Source organism: Burkholderia humptydooensis, assembly GCF_001513745.1.
Classification (GTDB): domain Bacteria; phylum Pseudomonadota; class Gammaproteobacteria; order Burkholderiales; family Burkholderiaceae; genus Burkholderia; species Burkholderia humptydooensis.
Genome location: NZ_CP013380.1, coordinates 326,518 through 342,448 on the forward strand (window position 1 = coordinate 326,518; position 15,931 = coordinate 342,448).

A 15,931-nucleotide genomic window follows, 5' to 3' on the forward strand; every position below is an offset into this window, starting at 1 on the left:
ACTACTGGAGAGAAGCGATGAAAGCTTTGCTCGATCTATTCAAGCAAGTCCAACAAGAAGAAATTTTTGACGCGATCAAGATCGGTCTGGCCTCGCCGGACAAGATCCGTTCGTGGTCGTTCGGCGAAGTGAAGAAGCCGGAGACGATCAACTACCGCACGTTCAAGCCCGAGCGCGACGGTCTGTTCTGCGCGAAGATCTTCGGCCCGACCAAGGACTACGAGTGCCTGTGCGGCAAGTACAAGCGCCTGAAGCATCGCGGCGTGATCTGCGAGAAGTGCGGCGTCGAAGTGACGCTCGCGAAGGTGCGTCGTGAGCGGATGGGCCACATCGAGCTCGCGTCGCCGGTCGCGCACATCTGGTTCCTGAAGTCGCTGCCGTCGCGTTTGGGCATGGTGCTCGACATGACGCTGCGCGACATCGAGCGCGTGCTGTACTTCGAAGCTTACGTGGTGATCGATCCGGGCATGACGCCGCTGAAGGCGCGTCAGATCATGACCGAAGAGGATTACTACAACAAGGTCGAGGAATACGGCGACGAATTCCGTGCCGAGATGGGCGCGGAAGGCGTGCGCGAGCTGCTGCGTTCGATCAACATCGACGAGCAGGTCGAGACGCTGCGCACCGAGCTGAAGAACACCGGCTCGGAAGCGAAAATCAAGAAGTACGCGAAGCGCCTGAAGGTGCTCGAGGCGTTCCAGCGCTCGGGCATCAAGCCCGACTGGATGATCCTCGAAGTGCTGCCGGTGCTGCCGCCGGAGCTGCGTCCGCTCGTGCCGCTCGACGGCGGCCGTTTCGCGACGTCGGATCTGAACGACCTGTACCGCCGCGTGATCAACCGGAACAATCGGCTGAAGCGTCTGCTCGAGCTGAAGGCGCCGGAAATCATCGTCCGCAACGAAAAGCGGATGCTGCAGGAAGCCGTCGACTCGCTGCTCGACAACGGCCGCCGCGGCAAGGCAATGACGGGCGCGAACAAGCGTCCGCTGAAGTCGCTCGCCGACATGATCAAGGGCAAGGGCGGCCGTTTCCGTCAGAACCTGCTCGGCAAGCGCGTCGACTATTCGGGCCGTTCGGTGATCGTGGTCGGCCCGACGCTGAAGCTGCACCAGTGCGGTCTGCCGAAGCTGATGGCGCTCGAACTGTTCAAGCCGTTCATCTTCAACAAGCTGGAAGTGATGGGGGTAGCTACGACCATCAAGGCGGCGAAGAAGGAGGTCGAGAACCAGACGCCGGTGGTGTGGGACATCCTCGAAGAGGTGATCCGCGAGCACCCGGTGATGCTGAACCGCGCGCCGACGCTGCACCGTCTCGGCATCCAGGCGTTCGAGCCCGTGCTGATCGAAGGCAAGGCGATCCAGTTGCACCCGCTCGTCTGCGCGGCGTTCAACGCCGACTTCGACGGTGACCAGATGGCCGTTCACGTGCCGCTGTCGCTCGAAGCGCAGATGGAAGCGCGCACGCTGATGCTCGCGTCGAACAACGTGCTGTTCCCGGCGAACGGCGATCCGTCGATCGTGCCGTCGCAGGATATCGTGCTGGGCCTGTACTACGCGACCCGCGAAGCGATCAACGGCAAGGGCGAAGGCCTCACGTTCACCGGCGTGTCGGAAGTGATCCGCGCGTACGAGAACAAGGAAGTCGAGCTCGCATCGCGCGTGAACGTGCGGATCACCGAAATGGTCCGCAACGAGGACACGTCCGAAGGCGCGCCGGAATTCGTGCCGAAGATCTCGCTGTACGCGACGACCGTCGGCCGCTCGATCCTGTCGGAAATCCTGCCGCCGGGCCTGCCGTTCTCGGTGCTGAACAAGCCGCTGAAGAAGAAGGAAATCTCGCGCCTGATCAACACCGCGTTCCGCAAGTGCGGCCTGCGCGCGACCGTCGTGTTCGCCGACCAGTTGATGCAGTCGGGCTTCCGTCTCGCGACGCGCGCCGGCATCTCGATCTGCGTCGACGACATGCTCGTGCCGACGCAGAAGGAACAGATCGTCGGCGACGCCGCGAAGAAGGTGAAGGAGTACGACCGCCAGTACATGTCGGGTCTCGTCACCGCGCAGGAACGCTACAACAACGTGGTCGACATCTGGTCGGCGACGTCGGAAGCGGTCGGCAAGGCGATGATGGAGCAACTGTCGACGGAGCCGGTGATCGATCGCGACGGCAACGAGACGCGCCAGGAATCGTTCAACTCGATCTACATGATGGCCGACTCGGGCGCCCGGGGCTCGGCGGTGCAGATTCGCCAGTTGGCCGGTATGCGCGGCCTGATGGCGAAGCCGGACGGCTCGATTATCGAGACGCCGATTACCGCGAACTTCCGCGAAGGCCTGAACGTGTTGCAGTACTTCATCTCGACCCACGGCGCGCGTAAGGGTCTGGCTGATACGGCACTGAAGACCGCGAACTCGGGTTATCTGACGCGTCGTCTCGTCGACGTCACGCAGGATCTGGTGGTGGTCGAGGACGATTGCGGCACGAGCAACGGCGTCGCGATGAAGGCGCTGGTCGAAGGCGGTGAAGTCGTCGAAGCGCTGCGCGATCGTATCCTCGGCCGCGTCGCGGTTGCGGACGTCGTGAATCCGGAAACGCAGGAAACGCTGTACGAATCGGGCACGCTGCTCGACGAAACGGCGGTCGAGGAAATCGAACGCCTCGGCATCGACGAAGTGCGCGTGCGCACGCCGCTGACCTGCGAAACGCGTTATGGCCTGTGCGCATCGTGCTACGGCCGCGACCTCGGCCGCGGCTCGCTCGTGAACGTCGGCGAAGCAGTCGGCGTGATCGCGGCGCAGTCGATCGGCGAACCGGGCACGCAGTTGACGATGCGTACGTTCCACATCGGTGGTGCGGCGTCGCGTGCGGCGGTGGCTTCGTCGGTCGAAGCGAAGAGCAACGGTATCGTGCGCTTCACGTCCACGATGCGCTACGTGACCAACGCGAAGGGTGAGCAGATCGTCATTTCCCGTTCGGGTGAAGCGATGATCACCGACGACATCGGCCGCGAGCGCGAGCGTCACAAGGTGCCGTACGGCGCGACGCTGCTGCAGCTCGACGGCGCAAGCATCAAGGCAGGCACGCAACTCGCCACGTGGGACCCGCTGACGCGCCCGATCATCACCGAGTACGGCGGTACGGTGAAGTTCGAGAACGTCGAGGAAGGCGTGACGGTCGCCAAGCAGATCGACGACGTGACCGGCCTGTCGACGCTCGTCGTGATCGACGTGAAGCGGCGCGGCTCGCAGGCGTCGAAGAGCGTTCGTCCGCAGGTGAAGCTGCTCGATGCGAACGGCGAGGAAGTGAAGATCCCCGGCACGGAGCACGCGGTGCAGATCGGCTTCCAGGTCGGCGCGCTGATCACCGTGAAGGACGGCCAGCAGGTGCAGGTGGGTGAAGTGCTCGCACGTATCCCGACCGAAGCGCAGAAGACGCGTGACATTACCGGCGGTCTGCCGCGGGTGGCGGAACTGTTCGAGGCGCGTTCGCCGAAGGATGCGGGCATTCTCGCGGAAGTCACCGGCACGACGTCGTTCGGCAAGGACACGAAGGGCAAGCAGCGTCTCGTCATCACGGATCTCGAGGGCAATCAGCACGAGTTCCTGATCGCGAAGGAAAAGCAGGTGCTGGTCCACGATGCCCAGGTTGTCAACAAGGGCGAAATGATCGTGGACGGCCCGGCCGATCCGCACGACATCCTGCGTCTGCAGGGGATCGAGGCGCTGTCGCGCTATATCGTCGACGAAGTGCAGGACGTGTACCGTCTGCAGGGCGTGAAGATCAACGACAAGCACATCGAAGTGATCGTGCGTCAGATGCTGCGCCGCGTGCAGATCGTCGACAACGGCGACACGCGCTTCATTCCGGGCGAGCAGGTCGAGCGTTCGGACATGCTGGACGAGAACGACCGCATGATCGCGGAAGACAAGCGCCCGGCGACGTACGAGAACATCCTGCTGGGTATCACGAAGGCGTCGCTGTCGACCGATTCGTTCATCTCCGCGGCATCGTTCCAGGAAACGACCCGCGTGCTGACCGAGGCGGCGATCATGGGCAAGCGCGACGACCTGCGCGGCCTGAAGGAAAACGTGATCGTCGGCCGTCTGATCCCGGCCGGTACGGGTCTCGCGTTCCACAAGGCGCGCAAGGCGAAGGAGCAATCCGATCGCGAGCGCTTCGACCAGATCGCAGCGGAAGAAGCGTTCGAGTTCGGCACGCCGGGCACGCCCGCCGAAGAGCCGCAGCACCCGGCGGAGTAAGCGAAGCGGCGCGAGCCGCTTTGCCTGCCAGTCGATGACGCCGCCCGGTTTCGACCGGGCGGCTTTTTTTGTGCGCACCGCGCGGCCGCGAGCCGGCCGAACGGACAACGTGCGACCTTCGTCCACCTGTCGCGGCGGCGACGTTGGTAAAATTCCGCTCACCGGCTCTTTTCGCAGTCCATCCATCTCCAGATCCATGTCCCGCGCGCTCGAAATTCTCAACGAAGTCTTCGGCTATCCCGCCTTCCGAGGTCAACAGGGCGAGATCGTCGAGCACGTTGCGGCGGGCGGCGATTGTCTCGTGCTGATGCCCACGGGCGGCGGCAAGTCGCTCTGCTACCAGATCCCGGCGCTCGTGCGCAGCGAGGCGGGCCGCGGCGCGGGCATCGTCGTGTCGCCGCTCATCGCGCTGATGCAGGATCAGGTCGCCGCGCTGTCCGAAGTCGGCGTGCGCGCCGCGTATTTGAACTCGACGCTGTCGGGCGCCGAGGCGGCCGCGACCGAACGCGCGTTGCGCGACGGCGACATCGATCTGCTCTACGTCGCGCCCGAGCGGCTGATGACGCCGCGCTTCCTCGATCTGCTCGAGCGCGCGCGCATCGGCCTCTTCGCGATCGACGAGGCGCACTGCGTGTCGCAGTGGGGGCACGATTTCCGGCCCGAGTACATCCAGTTGTCGGTGCTGCACGAGCGCTTCCCGGACGTGCCGCGGATCGCGCTGACCGCGACCGCCGACGCGATCACGCGCGACGAGATCGTCCATCGTCTCGCGCTCGACGACGCGCGAATTTTCGTGTCGAGCTTCGATCGGCCGAACATCCGCTACCGGATCGTCGAAAAGGACAACGCGCGCTCGCAATTGCTCGACTTCATTCGCGCGGAGCACACGAATGCGGACGGCACGACCGACGCGGGCGTCGTCTACTGCCTGTCGCGCCGCAAGGTCGAGGAGACGGCCGAATGGCTGAAGGCGCAAGGGGTTCGCGCGCTGCCGTATCACGCGGGAATGGAGTTCGAGATCCGGCAGAAGCACCAGGAGATGTTCCAGCGCGAAGAAGGGGTCGTGATGTGCGCGACGATCGCGTTCGGCATGGGCATCGACAAGCCGGACGTGCGCTTCGTCGCGCACCTGGATCTGCCGAAGAGCGTCGAAGGCTACTACCAGGAGACCGGGCGCGCGGGCCGCGACGGCCTGCCGGCGAACGCATGGATGGCGTACGGGCTCGGCGACGTCGTGCAGCAGCGCAAGATGATCGACGAATCGGAGGCCGACGACACGCACAAGCGCGTTCAGACGTCGAAGCTCGACGCGCTGCTCGGGCTGTGCGAGACGGCGTCGTGCCGCCGGGTGCGCCTCCTCGCGTATTTCGGCGAGACGAGCGGCCCGTGCGGCAATTGCGACACCTGCCTCGAGCCGCCGGCGACATGGGACGCGACGCGCGAGGCGCAGATGGCGCTGTCGTGCGTATTCCGCGCGCAGCGCGCGAGCGGCTTCAATTTCGGCGCGAGCCATCTGATCGAAGTGCTGCGCGGCGCGCGTACCGAGAAGGTCCAGCAGCGCGGCCACGATAGTCTCAGCACGTTCGGCATCGGCGCCGAATTGTCCGAAGCCGAGTGGCGCGCGATCTTCCGGCAACTCGTCGCGTTCGGCTATCTGGCCGTCGACCACGGCGGCTTCGGCGCGCTCGTGCTGACGGAAGCGAGCAAGCCGGTGCTCAAGGGCGAGGAGAAGGTCACGCTGCGCCGCTACGTGAAGCCGGCGCGCACTCGACAGTCGTCCGGCCGTAGTGGCGCGCGCGTCGATCCGACGACCGGCATGAGCGCGCGCGAGCGCGCGTGCTGGGAGCGCCTGCGCGCGTGGCGCGCGGAAACGGCGAAGAGCGACGGCGTGCCCGCATACGTGATCTTCCACGACGCGACGCTCGCGGAGATCGCGCGCAACGCGCCGGAATCGATCGACGATCTGCGCCATATCCCCGGAATCGGCGCGCGCAAGCTCGATCGCTTCGGCGACGAGATTCTCGAGGTCGTCGAAGCGGCCTGACCGGGCCGCTCGCCTTCAGATTCTGGCACCAAAAATCACGCAAGCTGTTGACTCGCTTGGGATTTTCGGAATATCATGCCGGGTTCCGGTTCTTGGTGGGTTGGTTCCTGGGCGCAAGCTCGGGCGTCGCGCACGCGTTCCGGAGCGTCACGCACGCCGGATTTCGCTTTGCCCGAGTTCGGCGTGTCGATTTTGGTCAATTTCAGGAATAAACAATGCCAACCATCAATCAACTGGTTCGCAAAGGCCGTGCGTCGGAAACGACGAAGAGCAAGAGCCCGGCCTTGCAGGACTGCCCCCAGCGTCGCGGCGTGTGCACCCGTGTGTACACGACGACGCCGAAGAAGCCGAACTCGGCACTCCGTAAGGTTGCCAAGGTTCGTCTGACGAACGGCTTCGAAGTGATTTCGTACATCGGTGGTGAAGGCCACAACCTGCAGGAGCACTCGGTTGTGCTGATCCGCGGCGGCCGTGTGAAGGACTTGCCGGGTGTGCGTTACCACATGGTTCGCGGCTCGCTGGATACGCAGGGCGTCAAGGACCGTAAGCAGGCTCGCTCGAAGTACGGCGCGAAGCGTGCGAAGGCTGCGAAGTAAGCTGCCTCTGAATGGAGATCGCCTCCGGGCGGTTAAGGCGGTGGTGCCGGATTGCCGGTGCTGTCGAGTAAGTGGTCACCCGGCCAAGCTGGTTAGTCGAGCAGATGTGATCGGGTTAGTTGGTGGCCGCGGGGCTTTCGAGCTCCAACTGAACAGGTAAAGGAAGAATCATGCCGCGTCGTCGCGAAGTCCCCAAGCGGGAAGTGTTGCCGGATCCGAAGTACGGCAACGTGGATGTAGCCAAGTTCATGAACATGCTGATGCTGTCCGGCAAGAAGTCGGTGGCTGAGCGCATCGTTTATGGCGCATTCGAACAAATCCAGACCAAGGGTGGCAAGGACCCGCTGGAAGTGTTCACGGTCGCGCTCAACAACGTGAAGCCGGTGGTCGAAGTGAAGAGCCGTCGCGTTGGTGGTGCGAACTATCAGGTTCCGGTCGAAGTGCGCCCGTCGCGTCGTATGGCATTGGCGATGCGCTGGTTGCGCGAGGCTGCGAAGAAGCGTAGCGAGAAGTCGATGGCGCTTCGCCTTGCTGGTGAACTCTCCGAAGCGGCTGAAGGCCGCGGCGGCGCGATGAAGAAGCGCGACGAAGTTCACCGGATGGCGGAAGCCAACCGTGCGTTCTCGCACTTCCGTTTCTAAGCGCCAGGCTGGGCTTTAGCGGAAAAATTCCGGGCGGGTGCGCTTTTTCGAGCGCCTCGCCCGTTTGTGTTGAGGCGCGCTGCGACAAGGGTCGCATCGTGCCAACCAATAGAGGATCAAAGTGGCTCGTAAGACTCCTATCGAGCGCTACCGCAACATCGGTATTAGCGCTCACATCGACGCCGGCAAGACGACGACGACCGAGCGCATTCTGTTTTACACCGGCGTGAACCACAAGATCGGTGAAGTTCACGACGGCGCAGCGACGATGGACTGGATGGAGCAGGAACAGGAGCGTGGCATCACGATCACGTCCGCTGCTACCACGGCGTTCTGGAAGGGCATGGGCAACAACTACCCAGAACACCGCATCAACATCATCGACACCCCGGGCCACGTCGACTTCACGATCGAAGTCGAGCGCTCGATGCGCGTGCTCGACGGCGCGTGCATGGTGTACTGCGCGGTGGGCGGCGTGCAGCCGCAGTCGGAAACGGTGTGGCGTCAGGCGAACAAGTACAAGGTGCCGCGTCTCGCGTTCGTCAACAAGATGGACCGTACCGGCGCGAACTTCTTCAAGGTCTACGACCAGCTCAAGCTGCGTCTGAAGGCGAATCCTGTTCCGGTCGTGGTGCCGATCGGCGCGGAAGAGAACTTCAAGGGCGTCGTCGACCTGCTGAAGATGAAGGCGATCATTTGGGACGAAGCGTCGCAAGGCACGAAGTTCGACTACGTCGACATCCCGGCCGAGCTCGCCGACACCTGCCAGGAATGGCGTGAAAAGATGGTCGAAGCGGCGGCGGAAGCCAGCGAAGACCTGATGAACAAGTACCTGGAAGAAGGCGATCTGCCGGAAGCCGACATCGTCAAGGCGCTGCGCGACCGTACGATCGCGTGCGAAATCCAGCCGATGCTGTGCGGTACCGCGTTCAAGAACAAGGGCGTGCAGCGCATGCTCGACGCCGTGATCGACTTCCTGCCGTCGCCGGTCGATATCCCGCCCGTCAAGGGCGAGCTCGAAAGCGGCGAAGCGGCCGAGCGCCGTGCTTCCGACGAAGAAAAGTTCTCGTCGCTCGCGTTCAAGATCATGACCGACCCGTTCGTCGGCCAGTTGATCTTCTTCCGCGTGTATTCGGGCGTCGTGAATTCGGGCGACACGCTGCTGAACTCGACCAAGGGCAAGAAAGAGCGCCTCGGCCGTATTCTGCAGATGCATGCGAACCAGCGTGAGGAAATCAAGGAAGTTCGCGCGGGCGACATCGCTGCGGCGGTTGGCCTGAAGGAAGCGACCACGGGCGACACGCTGTGCGATCCGGCGCATCCGATCGTGCTCGAACGCATGGTGTTCCCGGAGCCGGTGATCTCGCAGGCCGTCGAGCCGAAGACGAAGGCCGACCAGGAAAAGATGGGCCTCGCGCTGAACCGTCTCGCGCAGGAAGATCCGTCGTTCCGCGTGCAGACCGACGAAGAGTCGGGCCAGACGATCATTTCGGGCATGGGCGAGCTCCATCTCGAAATTCTGGTCGACCGGATGAAGCGTGAATTCGGCGTCGAAGCGACCGTCGGCAAGCCGCAGGTCGCGTACCGCGAAACGATCCGCTCGACGGCGAAGGACGTCGACGGCAAGTTCGTCAAGCAGTCGGGTGGTCGCGGCCAGTACGGCCATGCGGTCATCACGCTCGAGCCGAACGAGCAGGGCAAGGGCTACGAGTTCTTCGACGAGATCAAGGGCGGCGTGATTCCGCGCGAATACATCCCGGCTGTCGACAAGGGCATCCAGGACACGCTGAAGGCGGGCGTGCTGGCGGGCTTCCCGGTCGTCGACGTGAAGGTTCACCTGACGTTCGGTTCGTACCACGACGTCGACTCGAACGAAAACGCGTTCCGCATGGCCGGTTCGATGGCGTTCAAGGAAGCGATGCGCCGTGCGAATCCGGTGGTGCTCGAGCCGATGATGGCGGTCGAAGTCGAAACGCCGGAAGACTACATGGGCAACGTGATGGGCGACCTGTCGGGCCGTCGCGGCATCGTTCAGGGCATGGAAGACATGGTCGGCGGTGGCAAGATCGTTCGCGCGGAAGTGCCGCTGTCGGAAATGTTCGGCTATTCGACGTCGCTGCGTTCGCTGACGCAAGGCCGTGCAACGTACACGATGGAGTTCAAGCACTACGCCGAAGCTCCGAAGAACGTTGCCGACGCGATCATCAGCGCGAAGTCGAAGTAAGCTGCATCTACCAACTGATTATTTTTTGAAAGAAGAGAATCATGGCAAAAGAGAAGTTTGAGCGGACCAAGCCGCACGTGAACGTTGGTACGATTGGTCACGTTGACCACGGCAAGACGACGCTGACGGCAGCGATCGCGACGGTGTTGTCGGCGAAGTTCGGCGGCGAGGCGAAGAAGTACGACGAAATCGACGCGGCGCCGGAAGAAAAGGCGCGCGGCATCACGATCAACACGGCGCACATCGAGTACGAAACGGCGAACCGCCACTACGCGCACGTCGACTGCCCGGGCCACGCCGACTACGTGAAGAACATGATCACGGGCGCCGCGCAGATGGACGGCGCGATCCTGGTGTGCTCGGCCGCGGACGGCCCGATGCCGCAAACGCGTGAGCACATCCTGCTGGCGCGTCAGGTCGGTGTGCCGTACATCATCGTGTTCCTGAACAAGTGCGACATGGTGGACGACGCGGAGCTGCTCGAGCTGGTCGAAATGGAAGTGCGCGAACTGCTGTCGAAGTACGACTTCCCGGGCGACGACACGCCGATCATCAAGGGTTCGGCGAAGCTGGCGCTGGAAGGCGACAAGGGCGAGCTGGGCGAAGTGGCGATCATGAACCTGGCGGACGCGCTGGACACGTACATCCCGACGCCGGAGCGCGCGGTCGACGGTGCGTTCCTGATGCCGGTGGAAGACGTGTTCTCGATCTCGGGTCGCGGCACGGTGGTGACGGGGCGCGTCGAGCGTGGCGTGATCAAGGTCGGTGAGGAAATCGAAATCGTCGGCATCAAGCCGACGGCGAAGACGACCTGCACGGGCGTGGAAATGTTCCGCAAGCTGCTGGACCAGGGTCAGGCGGGCGACAACGTCGGTATCCTGCTGCGCGGCACGAAGCGCGAAGACGTGGAGCGCGGCCAGGTGCTGGCGAAGCCGGGTTCGATCACGCCGCACACGCACTTCACGGCTGAAGTGTACGTGCTGAGCAAGGACGAAGGCGGCCGTCACACGCCGTTCTTTAACAACTACCGTCCGCAATTCTACTTCCGCACGACGGACGTGACGGGCTCGATCGAGCTGCCGAAGGACAAGGAAATGGTGATGCCGGGCGACAACGTGTCGATCACGGTGAAGCTGATTGCGCCGATCGCGATGGAAGAAGGTCTGCGCTTCGCCATCCGTGAAGGCGGCCGTACCGTCGGCGCAGGCGTCGTCGCCAAGATCATCGAGTAATATCGATGGTCTCCGGATTCGTGTAGAATCCATCATTTGGCAGTAGAAGTATCGATCGGGACCGGGCGCCTTGCTCTCCGCAGGCGCCCGGTTCCACGTTCTTTATCTGATCTGGCGGCGCAACACCGCCTCGCTCTTTTCAAGGAATTGTCATGCAGCAACAGAAAATCCGCATTCGCCTGAAGGCTTTCGACTATCGTCTGATCGATCAATCGGCTGCCGAAATCGTCGATACCGCGAAGCGGACTGGCGCAATCGTCCGTGGCCCGGTGCCGCTGCCGACGCGCATCCAGCGTTTTGACATCCTGCGTTCGCCGCACGTCAACAAGACGTCGCGCGACCAGCTCGAAATCCGCACCCACCAGCGCCTGATGGACATCGTCGATCCGACCGACAAGACGGTCGACGCGCTGATGAAGCTCGACCTGCCGGCCGGCGTCGACGTGGAAATCAAGCTGCAGTAAGGCTTCCAGCGCCGTCCGGCTTGCCGGGTGGCGCTAAGTCTTTGATTGCTTGCAGAAAACGAGGGGCCTAGCTATAATGTTGGGCTTTTCGCGTATTTGCGTAAAAAGCCGTCGGCCTGAGTCTCTTCAGGTTGCGGCGTTTTGTAAATTAGCCCCGACCAATCGCAGTCGGGAATGGAGAAAACGATGAGCCTTGGACTCGTAGGTCGCAAGGTTGGCATGACCCGTATCTTCACGGCGGAAGGGGATTCGATCCCCGTCACCGTGCTCGACGTGTCGGACAACCGCGTGACGCAGATCAAGACTGTTGAAACCGACGGCTACACGGCCGTGCAGGTTGCATTCGGCTCCCGCCGCGCATCGCGCGTGACGAAGCCGCTGGCAGGTCATCTCGCCAAAGCCGGTGTCCAGGCCGGTGAAATCCTCAAGGAATTCCGCATCGCAGCCGACAAGGCCGCCGAGTTGTCGAACGGCGCCGTGATCGGTCCGGATCTGTTCGAAGTGGGCCAGAAGGTCGACGTGCAAGGCGTGTCGATCGGTAAGGGCTACGCGGGCACGATCAAGCGCTACAACTTCGGTTCCGGCCGTGCGTCGCACGGTAACTCGCGCTCGCACAACGTGCCGGGCTCGATCGGTATGGCGCAGGATCCGGGTCGCGTGTTTCCGGGCAAGCGCATGACGGGTCACATGGGTGACGAGACGGTGACGGTTCAGAATCTCGAAATCGCTCGCATCGACGCCGACCGCAAGCTGCTGCTCGTCAAGGGCGCAGTTCCGGGTGCGAAGGGCGGCAAGGTTTTCGTGACGCCGGCCGTGAAGACGCGTGCCGTGAAGGGGGCGAAATAATGGAACTCAAGCTCCTGAATTCGAATGGTCAGGAAGGTGCGGTGGTCAATGCGTCGGACGTCGTGTTCGGCCGTGACTACAACGAAGCGCTGATCCACCAGGTCGTCGTTGCTTACCAGGCGAACGCTCGCCAGGGCAACCGCGCTCAGAAGGATCGCGAGCAAGTCAAGCACACGACGAAGAAGCCGTGGCGCCAGAAGGGTACGGGCCGCGCTCGTGCCGGTATGTCGTCGAGCCCGTTGTGGCGTGGCGGTGGTCGGATTTTCCCGAACTCGCCGGACGAAAACTTCTCGCACAAGGTCAACAAGAAGATGCATCGCGCAGGTCTCTGCTCGATCTTCTCGCAGTTGGCCCGCGAAGGCCGTCTGTCGGTCGTCGAGGACATCGTTCTCGAAGCGCCGAAGACCAAGCTGCTGGCCGACAAGTTCAAGGCCATGGGTCTCGAATCCGTGCTCGTCATCACCGACACGGTCGACGAAAACCTGTACCTCGCGTCGCGCAACCTGCCCCACGTGGCGGTTGTCGAGCCGCGCTACGCTGACCCGCTGTCGCTGATCTACTTCAAGAAAGTGCTGGTCACGAAGGCTGCGGTCGCCCAGATCGAGGAGTTGCTGTCATGAGCGAGATTCGCAAGAACGATCATCGTTTGATGCAGGTCCTGCTCGCACCGGTGATCTCCGAAAAGGCGACGCTGGTTGCCGACAAGAACGAGCAAGTCGTGTTCGAAGTCGCGCCGGATGCCACGAAGCAGGAAGTGAAGGCGGCTGTCGAGCTGCTGTTCAAGGTTGAAGTTGATTCCGTCAACGTGCTGGTCCAGAAGGGCAAGCAGAAGCGTTTCGGCCGTTCGATGGGCCGCCGCAAGGACGTGAAGAAGGCATATGTCTGCCTGAAGCCCGGCCAGGAAATCAACTTTGAAGCGGAGGCCAAGTAATCATGGCAATCGTCAAAGTCAAGCCGACGTCGCCGGGTCGCCGCGCGATGGTCAAGATCGTCAACAAGGACCTGCACAAGGGCAAGCCGCACGCCGCGCTGCTCGACACGCAGAGCTCCAAGGCCGGTCGCAACAACAACGGTCGCATCACGACGCGTCACCAGGGTGGCGGTCACAAGCAGCACTACCGCGTGATCGATTTCCGTCGCACGAAGGACGGCATTCCGGCGAAGGTCGAGCGTCTCGAGTACGACCCGAACCGCAGCGCGAACATCGCGCTGGTGCTGTACGCAGACGGCGAGCGCCGCTACATCATCGCGCCGAAGGGCGTGACGGTGGGCCAGCAGCTCATGTCGGGCTCGGAAGCGCCGATCCGCGCAGGCAACACGCTGCCGATCCGCAACATTCCGGTCGGCACGACGATCCATTGCATCGAAATGCTGCCGGGCAAGGGCGCGCAAATGGCGCGTTCGGCCGGTACGTCGGCAATGCTGCTGGCGCGCGAAGGCGTCTACGCGCAGGTTCGTCTGCGTTCGGGCGAAATCCGCCGCGTGCATATCGAGTGCCGCGCGACGATCGGCGAAGTCGGTAACGAAGAGCACAGCCTGCGCCAGATCGGCAAGGCCGGTGCGAACCGCTGGCGCGGCATCCGCCCGACGGTGCGTGGCGTCGCAATGAACCCGATCGACCACCCGCACGGTGGTGGTGAGGGCCGTACTGCTGCGGGCCGCGACCCGGTGAGCCCGTGGGGCACGCCGACGAAGGGCTTCCGTACGCGTCGCAACAAGCGCACGACGACGATGATCGTCCAGCGCCGTCACAAGCGTTAAGGAGTAGGCAATGGCACGTTCTGTTAAAAAAGGTCCGTTCTGCGACGCCCATTTGCTGAAGAAAGTTGAGGCGGCTGCAGCTTCGCGCGACAAGAAGCCGATCAAGACCTGGTCGCGTCGCTCGACGATCCTCCCGGATTTCATCGGTCTGACGATCGCTGTGCACAACGGCCGTCAACACGTTCCGGTGTACATCTCGGAAAACATGGTCGGCCACAAGCTTGGCGAGTTCGCACTGACCCGTACGTTCAAGGGTCACGCGGCCGACAAGAAGGCCAAGAAATAAGGGGCTATCAAGATGGAAGTGAAAGCAATTCATCGCGGTGCCCGCATCTCGGCGCAGAAGACGCGCCTTGTGGCTGACCAGATCCGCGGTTTGCCGGTCGACAAGGCGCTGAACGTTCTGACGTTCTCGCCGAAGAAGGCGGCTGGCATCGTGAAGAAGGTCGTGCTGTCGGCGATCGCGAATGCGGAGCACAACGAAGGCGCCGATATCGACGAGCTCAAGATCAAGAGCATCTACGTCGACAAGGCCGCGTCGCTCAAGCGTTTCACCGCGCGCGCGAAAGGCCGCGGCAACCGCATCGAGAAGCAATCCTGTCACATCACTGTGACGGTCGGGAATTAAGGAGCCATACGATGGGACAGAAAATTCATCCGACTGGCTTCCGCCTGGCTGTCAGCCGTAATTGGGCTTCGCGCTGGTACGCGAACAACAACAATTTCGCGGCGATGCTGCAGGAAGACATCGGTGTTCGTGAGTATCTGAAGAAGAAGCTGAAGAACGCTTCGGTCGGCCGCGTCGTCATCGAGCGTCCGGCGAAGAACGCGCGCATCACGATTTTCAGCTCGCGTCCGGGCGTCGTCATCGGCAAGAAGGGCGAGGATATCGAACTGCTGAAGACGGAACTGCAACGCCGCATGGGCGTGCCGGTTCACGTCAACATCGAAGAGATCCGCAAGCCGGAAACCGATGCGCAACTGATCGCCGATTCGATCACGCAGCAGCTTGAGCGCCGGATCATGTTCCGCCGCGCGATGAAGCGCGCGATGCAGAACGCGATGCGTCTGGGTGCCCAGGGCATCAAGATCATGAGCGCAGGCCGTCTGAACGGCATCGAAATCGCGCGTACCGAGTGGTACCGCGAAGGCCGCGTGCCGCTGCACACGCTGCGCGCCGACATCGATTACGCGACTTCGGAAGCGAAGACGACGTACGGTGTCATTGGCGTCAAGGTGTGGGTGTACAAGGGCGACACGCTCGGCCGCAACGATGCGCCGGTGGTCGAGGAAGTGACCGAAGACAAGCGTCCGCGCCGCAATGCGCGTCCGGGCGACCGTCGTCCGCGCCGTGACGGCGAAGGCGGCGCTCCGGGCGCTCGCCGTGGCGGTCCGCGCCGTGGCGCCGGCAAGCCGGAAGACGGCAAGACTGGAGAATAACGATGCTGCAACCGAAACGCAGGAAGTATCGCAAAGAGCAGAAGGGGCGTAACACCGGTATCGCCACGCGCGGCAACGCCGTGTCGTTCGGTGAGTTCGGCCTGAAGGCTGTCGGTCGCGGCCGTCTGACCGCGCGTCAGATCGAGGCGGCGCGTCGTGCAATGACGCGTCACATCAAGCGCGGCGGCCGCATCTGGATCCGCATCTTCCCGGACAAGCCGATTTCGCAGAAGCCGGCCGAAGTGCGGATGGGTAACGGTAAGGGTAACCCTGAGTACTACGTCGCCGAGATTCAGCCGGGCAAGATGCTGTATGAAATGGATGGCGTAACCGAAGAACTGGCGCGTGAGGCGTTCCGTCTGGCCGCAGCGAAGCTGCCGCTGAAGACGACGTTCATCGTGCGTCAGCTCGGCGCCTAAGGAGAAAA

General features: G+C 62.8%; 15 protein-coding genes. All 15 read left to right on the forward strand.

Translation table 11 applies throughout. From position 1 onward, the window contains the following. Positions 1-17 precede the first annotated feature (17 nt). The 15 genes from rpoC (at position 18) to rplP (ending at position 15,923) form a co-directional block, all read left to right on the forward strand. Positions 18-4,256, forward strand: a complete 4,239-nt coding sequence (gene rpoC / locus AQ610_RS01515) for a DNA-directed RNA polymerase subunit beta' (RefSeq protein ID WP_009913853.1) — start codon at positions 18-20, stop codon at positions 4,254-4,256. A gap of 196 nt (positions 4,257-4,452) precedes the next feature. Next, entirely contained in the window at positions 4,453-6,300 is a 1,848-nt protein-coding gene (gene recQ / locus AQ610_RS01520; protein ID WP_006029842.1) for a DNA helicase RecQ, read from the forward strand. A gap of 215 nt (positions 6,301-6,515) precedes the next feature. Then, a complete protein-coding gene (rpsL, locus tag AQ610_RS01525) occupies positions 6,516-6,896 on the forward strand; it encodes a 30S ribosomal protein S12 (protein ID WP_004521903.1) in 381 nt (126 codons plus the stop codon). A gap of 170 nt (positions 6,897-7,066) precedes the next feature. Then, positions 7,067-7,537, forward strand: a complete 471-nt coding sequence (rpsG, locus tag AQ610_RS01530) for a 30S ribosomal protein S7 (RefSeq protein WP_004198359.1) — start codon at positions 7,067-7,069, stop codon at positions 7,535-7,537. Between the two features lie 121 nt (positions 7,538-7,658). Continuing rightward, entirely contained in the window at positions 7,659-9,761 is a 2,103-nt protein-coding gene (gene fusA / locus AQ610_RS01535; protein WP_006029844.1) for an elongation factor G, read from the forward strand. A gap of 41 nt (positions 9,762-9,802) precedes the next feature. Then, positions 9,803-10,993 (forward strand): elongation factor Tu, encoded by a 1,191-nt coding sequence (tuf, locus tag AQ610_RS01540; RefSeq protein WP_015601108.1) that lies wholly within the window; start codon positions 9,803-9,805, stop codon positions 10,991-10,993. Positions 10,994-11,145: 152 nt separating this feature from the next. After that, complete coding sequence (gene rpsJ, locus AQ610_RS01545; protein ID WP_004199280.1) at positions 11,146-11,457, forward strand: 30S ribosomal protein S10; 312 nt, start codon at positions 11,146-11,148, stop codon at positions 11,455-11,457. A gap of 186 nt (positions 11,458-11,643) precedes the next feature. Then, positions 11,644-12,303 carry a 50S ribosomal protein L3 gene (rplC, locus tag AQ610_RS01550; protein WP_009913851.1) on the forward strand — a complete coding sequence of 220 codons (660 nt, stop codon included), beginning with the start codon at positions 11,644-11,646 and terminating at the stop codon, positions 12,301-12,303. Continuing rightward, on the forward strand, positions 12,303-12,923 hold the full coding sequence (gene rplD, locus AQ610_RS01555) for a 50S ribosomal protein L4 (protein ID WP_006029285.1): 621 nt from the start codon (positions 12,303-12,305) through the stop codon (positions 12,921-12,923). The genes rplC and rplD overlap by 1 nt, the downstream gene beginning before the upstream one ends. Further along, on the forward strand, positions 12,920-13,234 hold the full coding sequence (gene rplW, locus AQ610_RS01560) for a 50S ribosomal protein L23 (RefSeq protein WP_004199275.1): 315 nt from the start codon (positions 12,920-12,922) through the stop codon (positions 13,232-13,234). The genes rplD and rplW overlap by 4 nt, the downstream gene beginning before the upstream one ends. 2 nt (positions 13,235-13,236) lie before the next feature. Beyond that, positions 13,237-14,064 carry a 50S ribosomal protein L2 gene (rplB, locus tag AQ610_RS01565; protein WP_009687195.1) on the forward strand — a complete coding sequence of 276 codons (828 nt, stop codon included), beginning with the start codon at positions 13,237-13,239 and terminating at the stop codon, positions 14,062-14,064. 10 nt (positions 14,065-14,074) lie between these two features. Further along, positions 14,075-14,350 (forward strand): 30S ribosomal protein S19, encoded by a 276-nt coding sequence (gene rpsS / locus AQ610_RS01570; RefSeq protein ID WP_004199273.1) that lies wholly within the window; start codon positions 14,075-14,077, stop codon positions 14,348-14,350. A gap of 12 nt (positions 14,351-14,362) precedes the next feature. Further along, a complete protein-coding gene (gene rplV / locus AQ610_RS01575; protein ID WP_004199272.1) occupies positions 14,363-14,692 on the forward strand; it encodes a 50S ribosomal protein L22 in 330 nt (109 codons plus the stop codon). 11 nt (positions 14,693-14,703) lie between these two features. After that, the gene (gene rpsC / locus AQ610_RS01580) at positions 14,704-15,504 is read left to right on the forward strand and encodes a 30S ribosomal protein S3 (RefSeq protein WP_009906433.1); all 801 of its coding nucleotides are present in this window, start codon (positions 14,704-14,706) and stop codon (positions 15,502-15,504) included. A gap of 2 nt (positions 15,505-15,506) precedes the next feature. Next, a complete protein-coding gene (gene rplP / locus AQ610_RS01585; protein WP_006029288.1) occupies positions 15,507-15,923 on the forward strand; it encodes a 50S ribosomal protein L16 in 417 nt (138 codons plus the stop codon). The last annotated feature ends 8 nt before the right edge of the window (positions 15,924-15,931 follow it).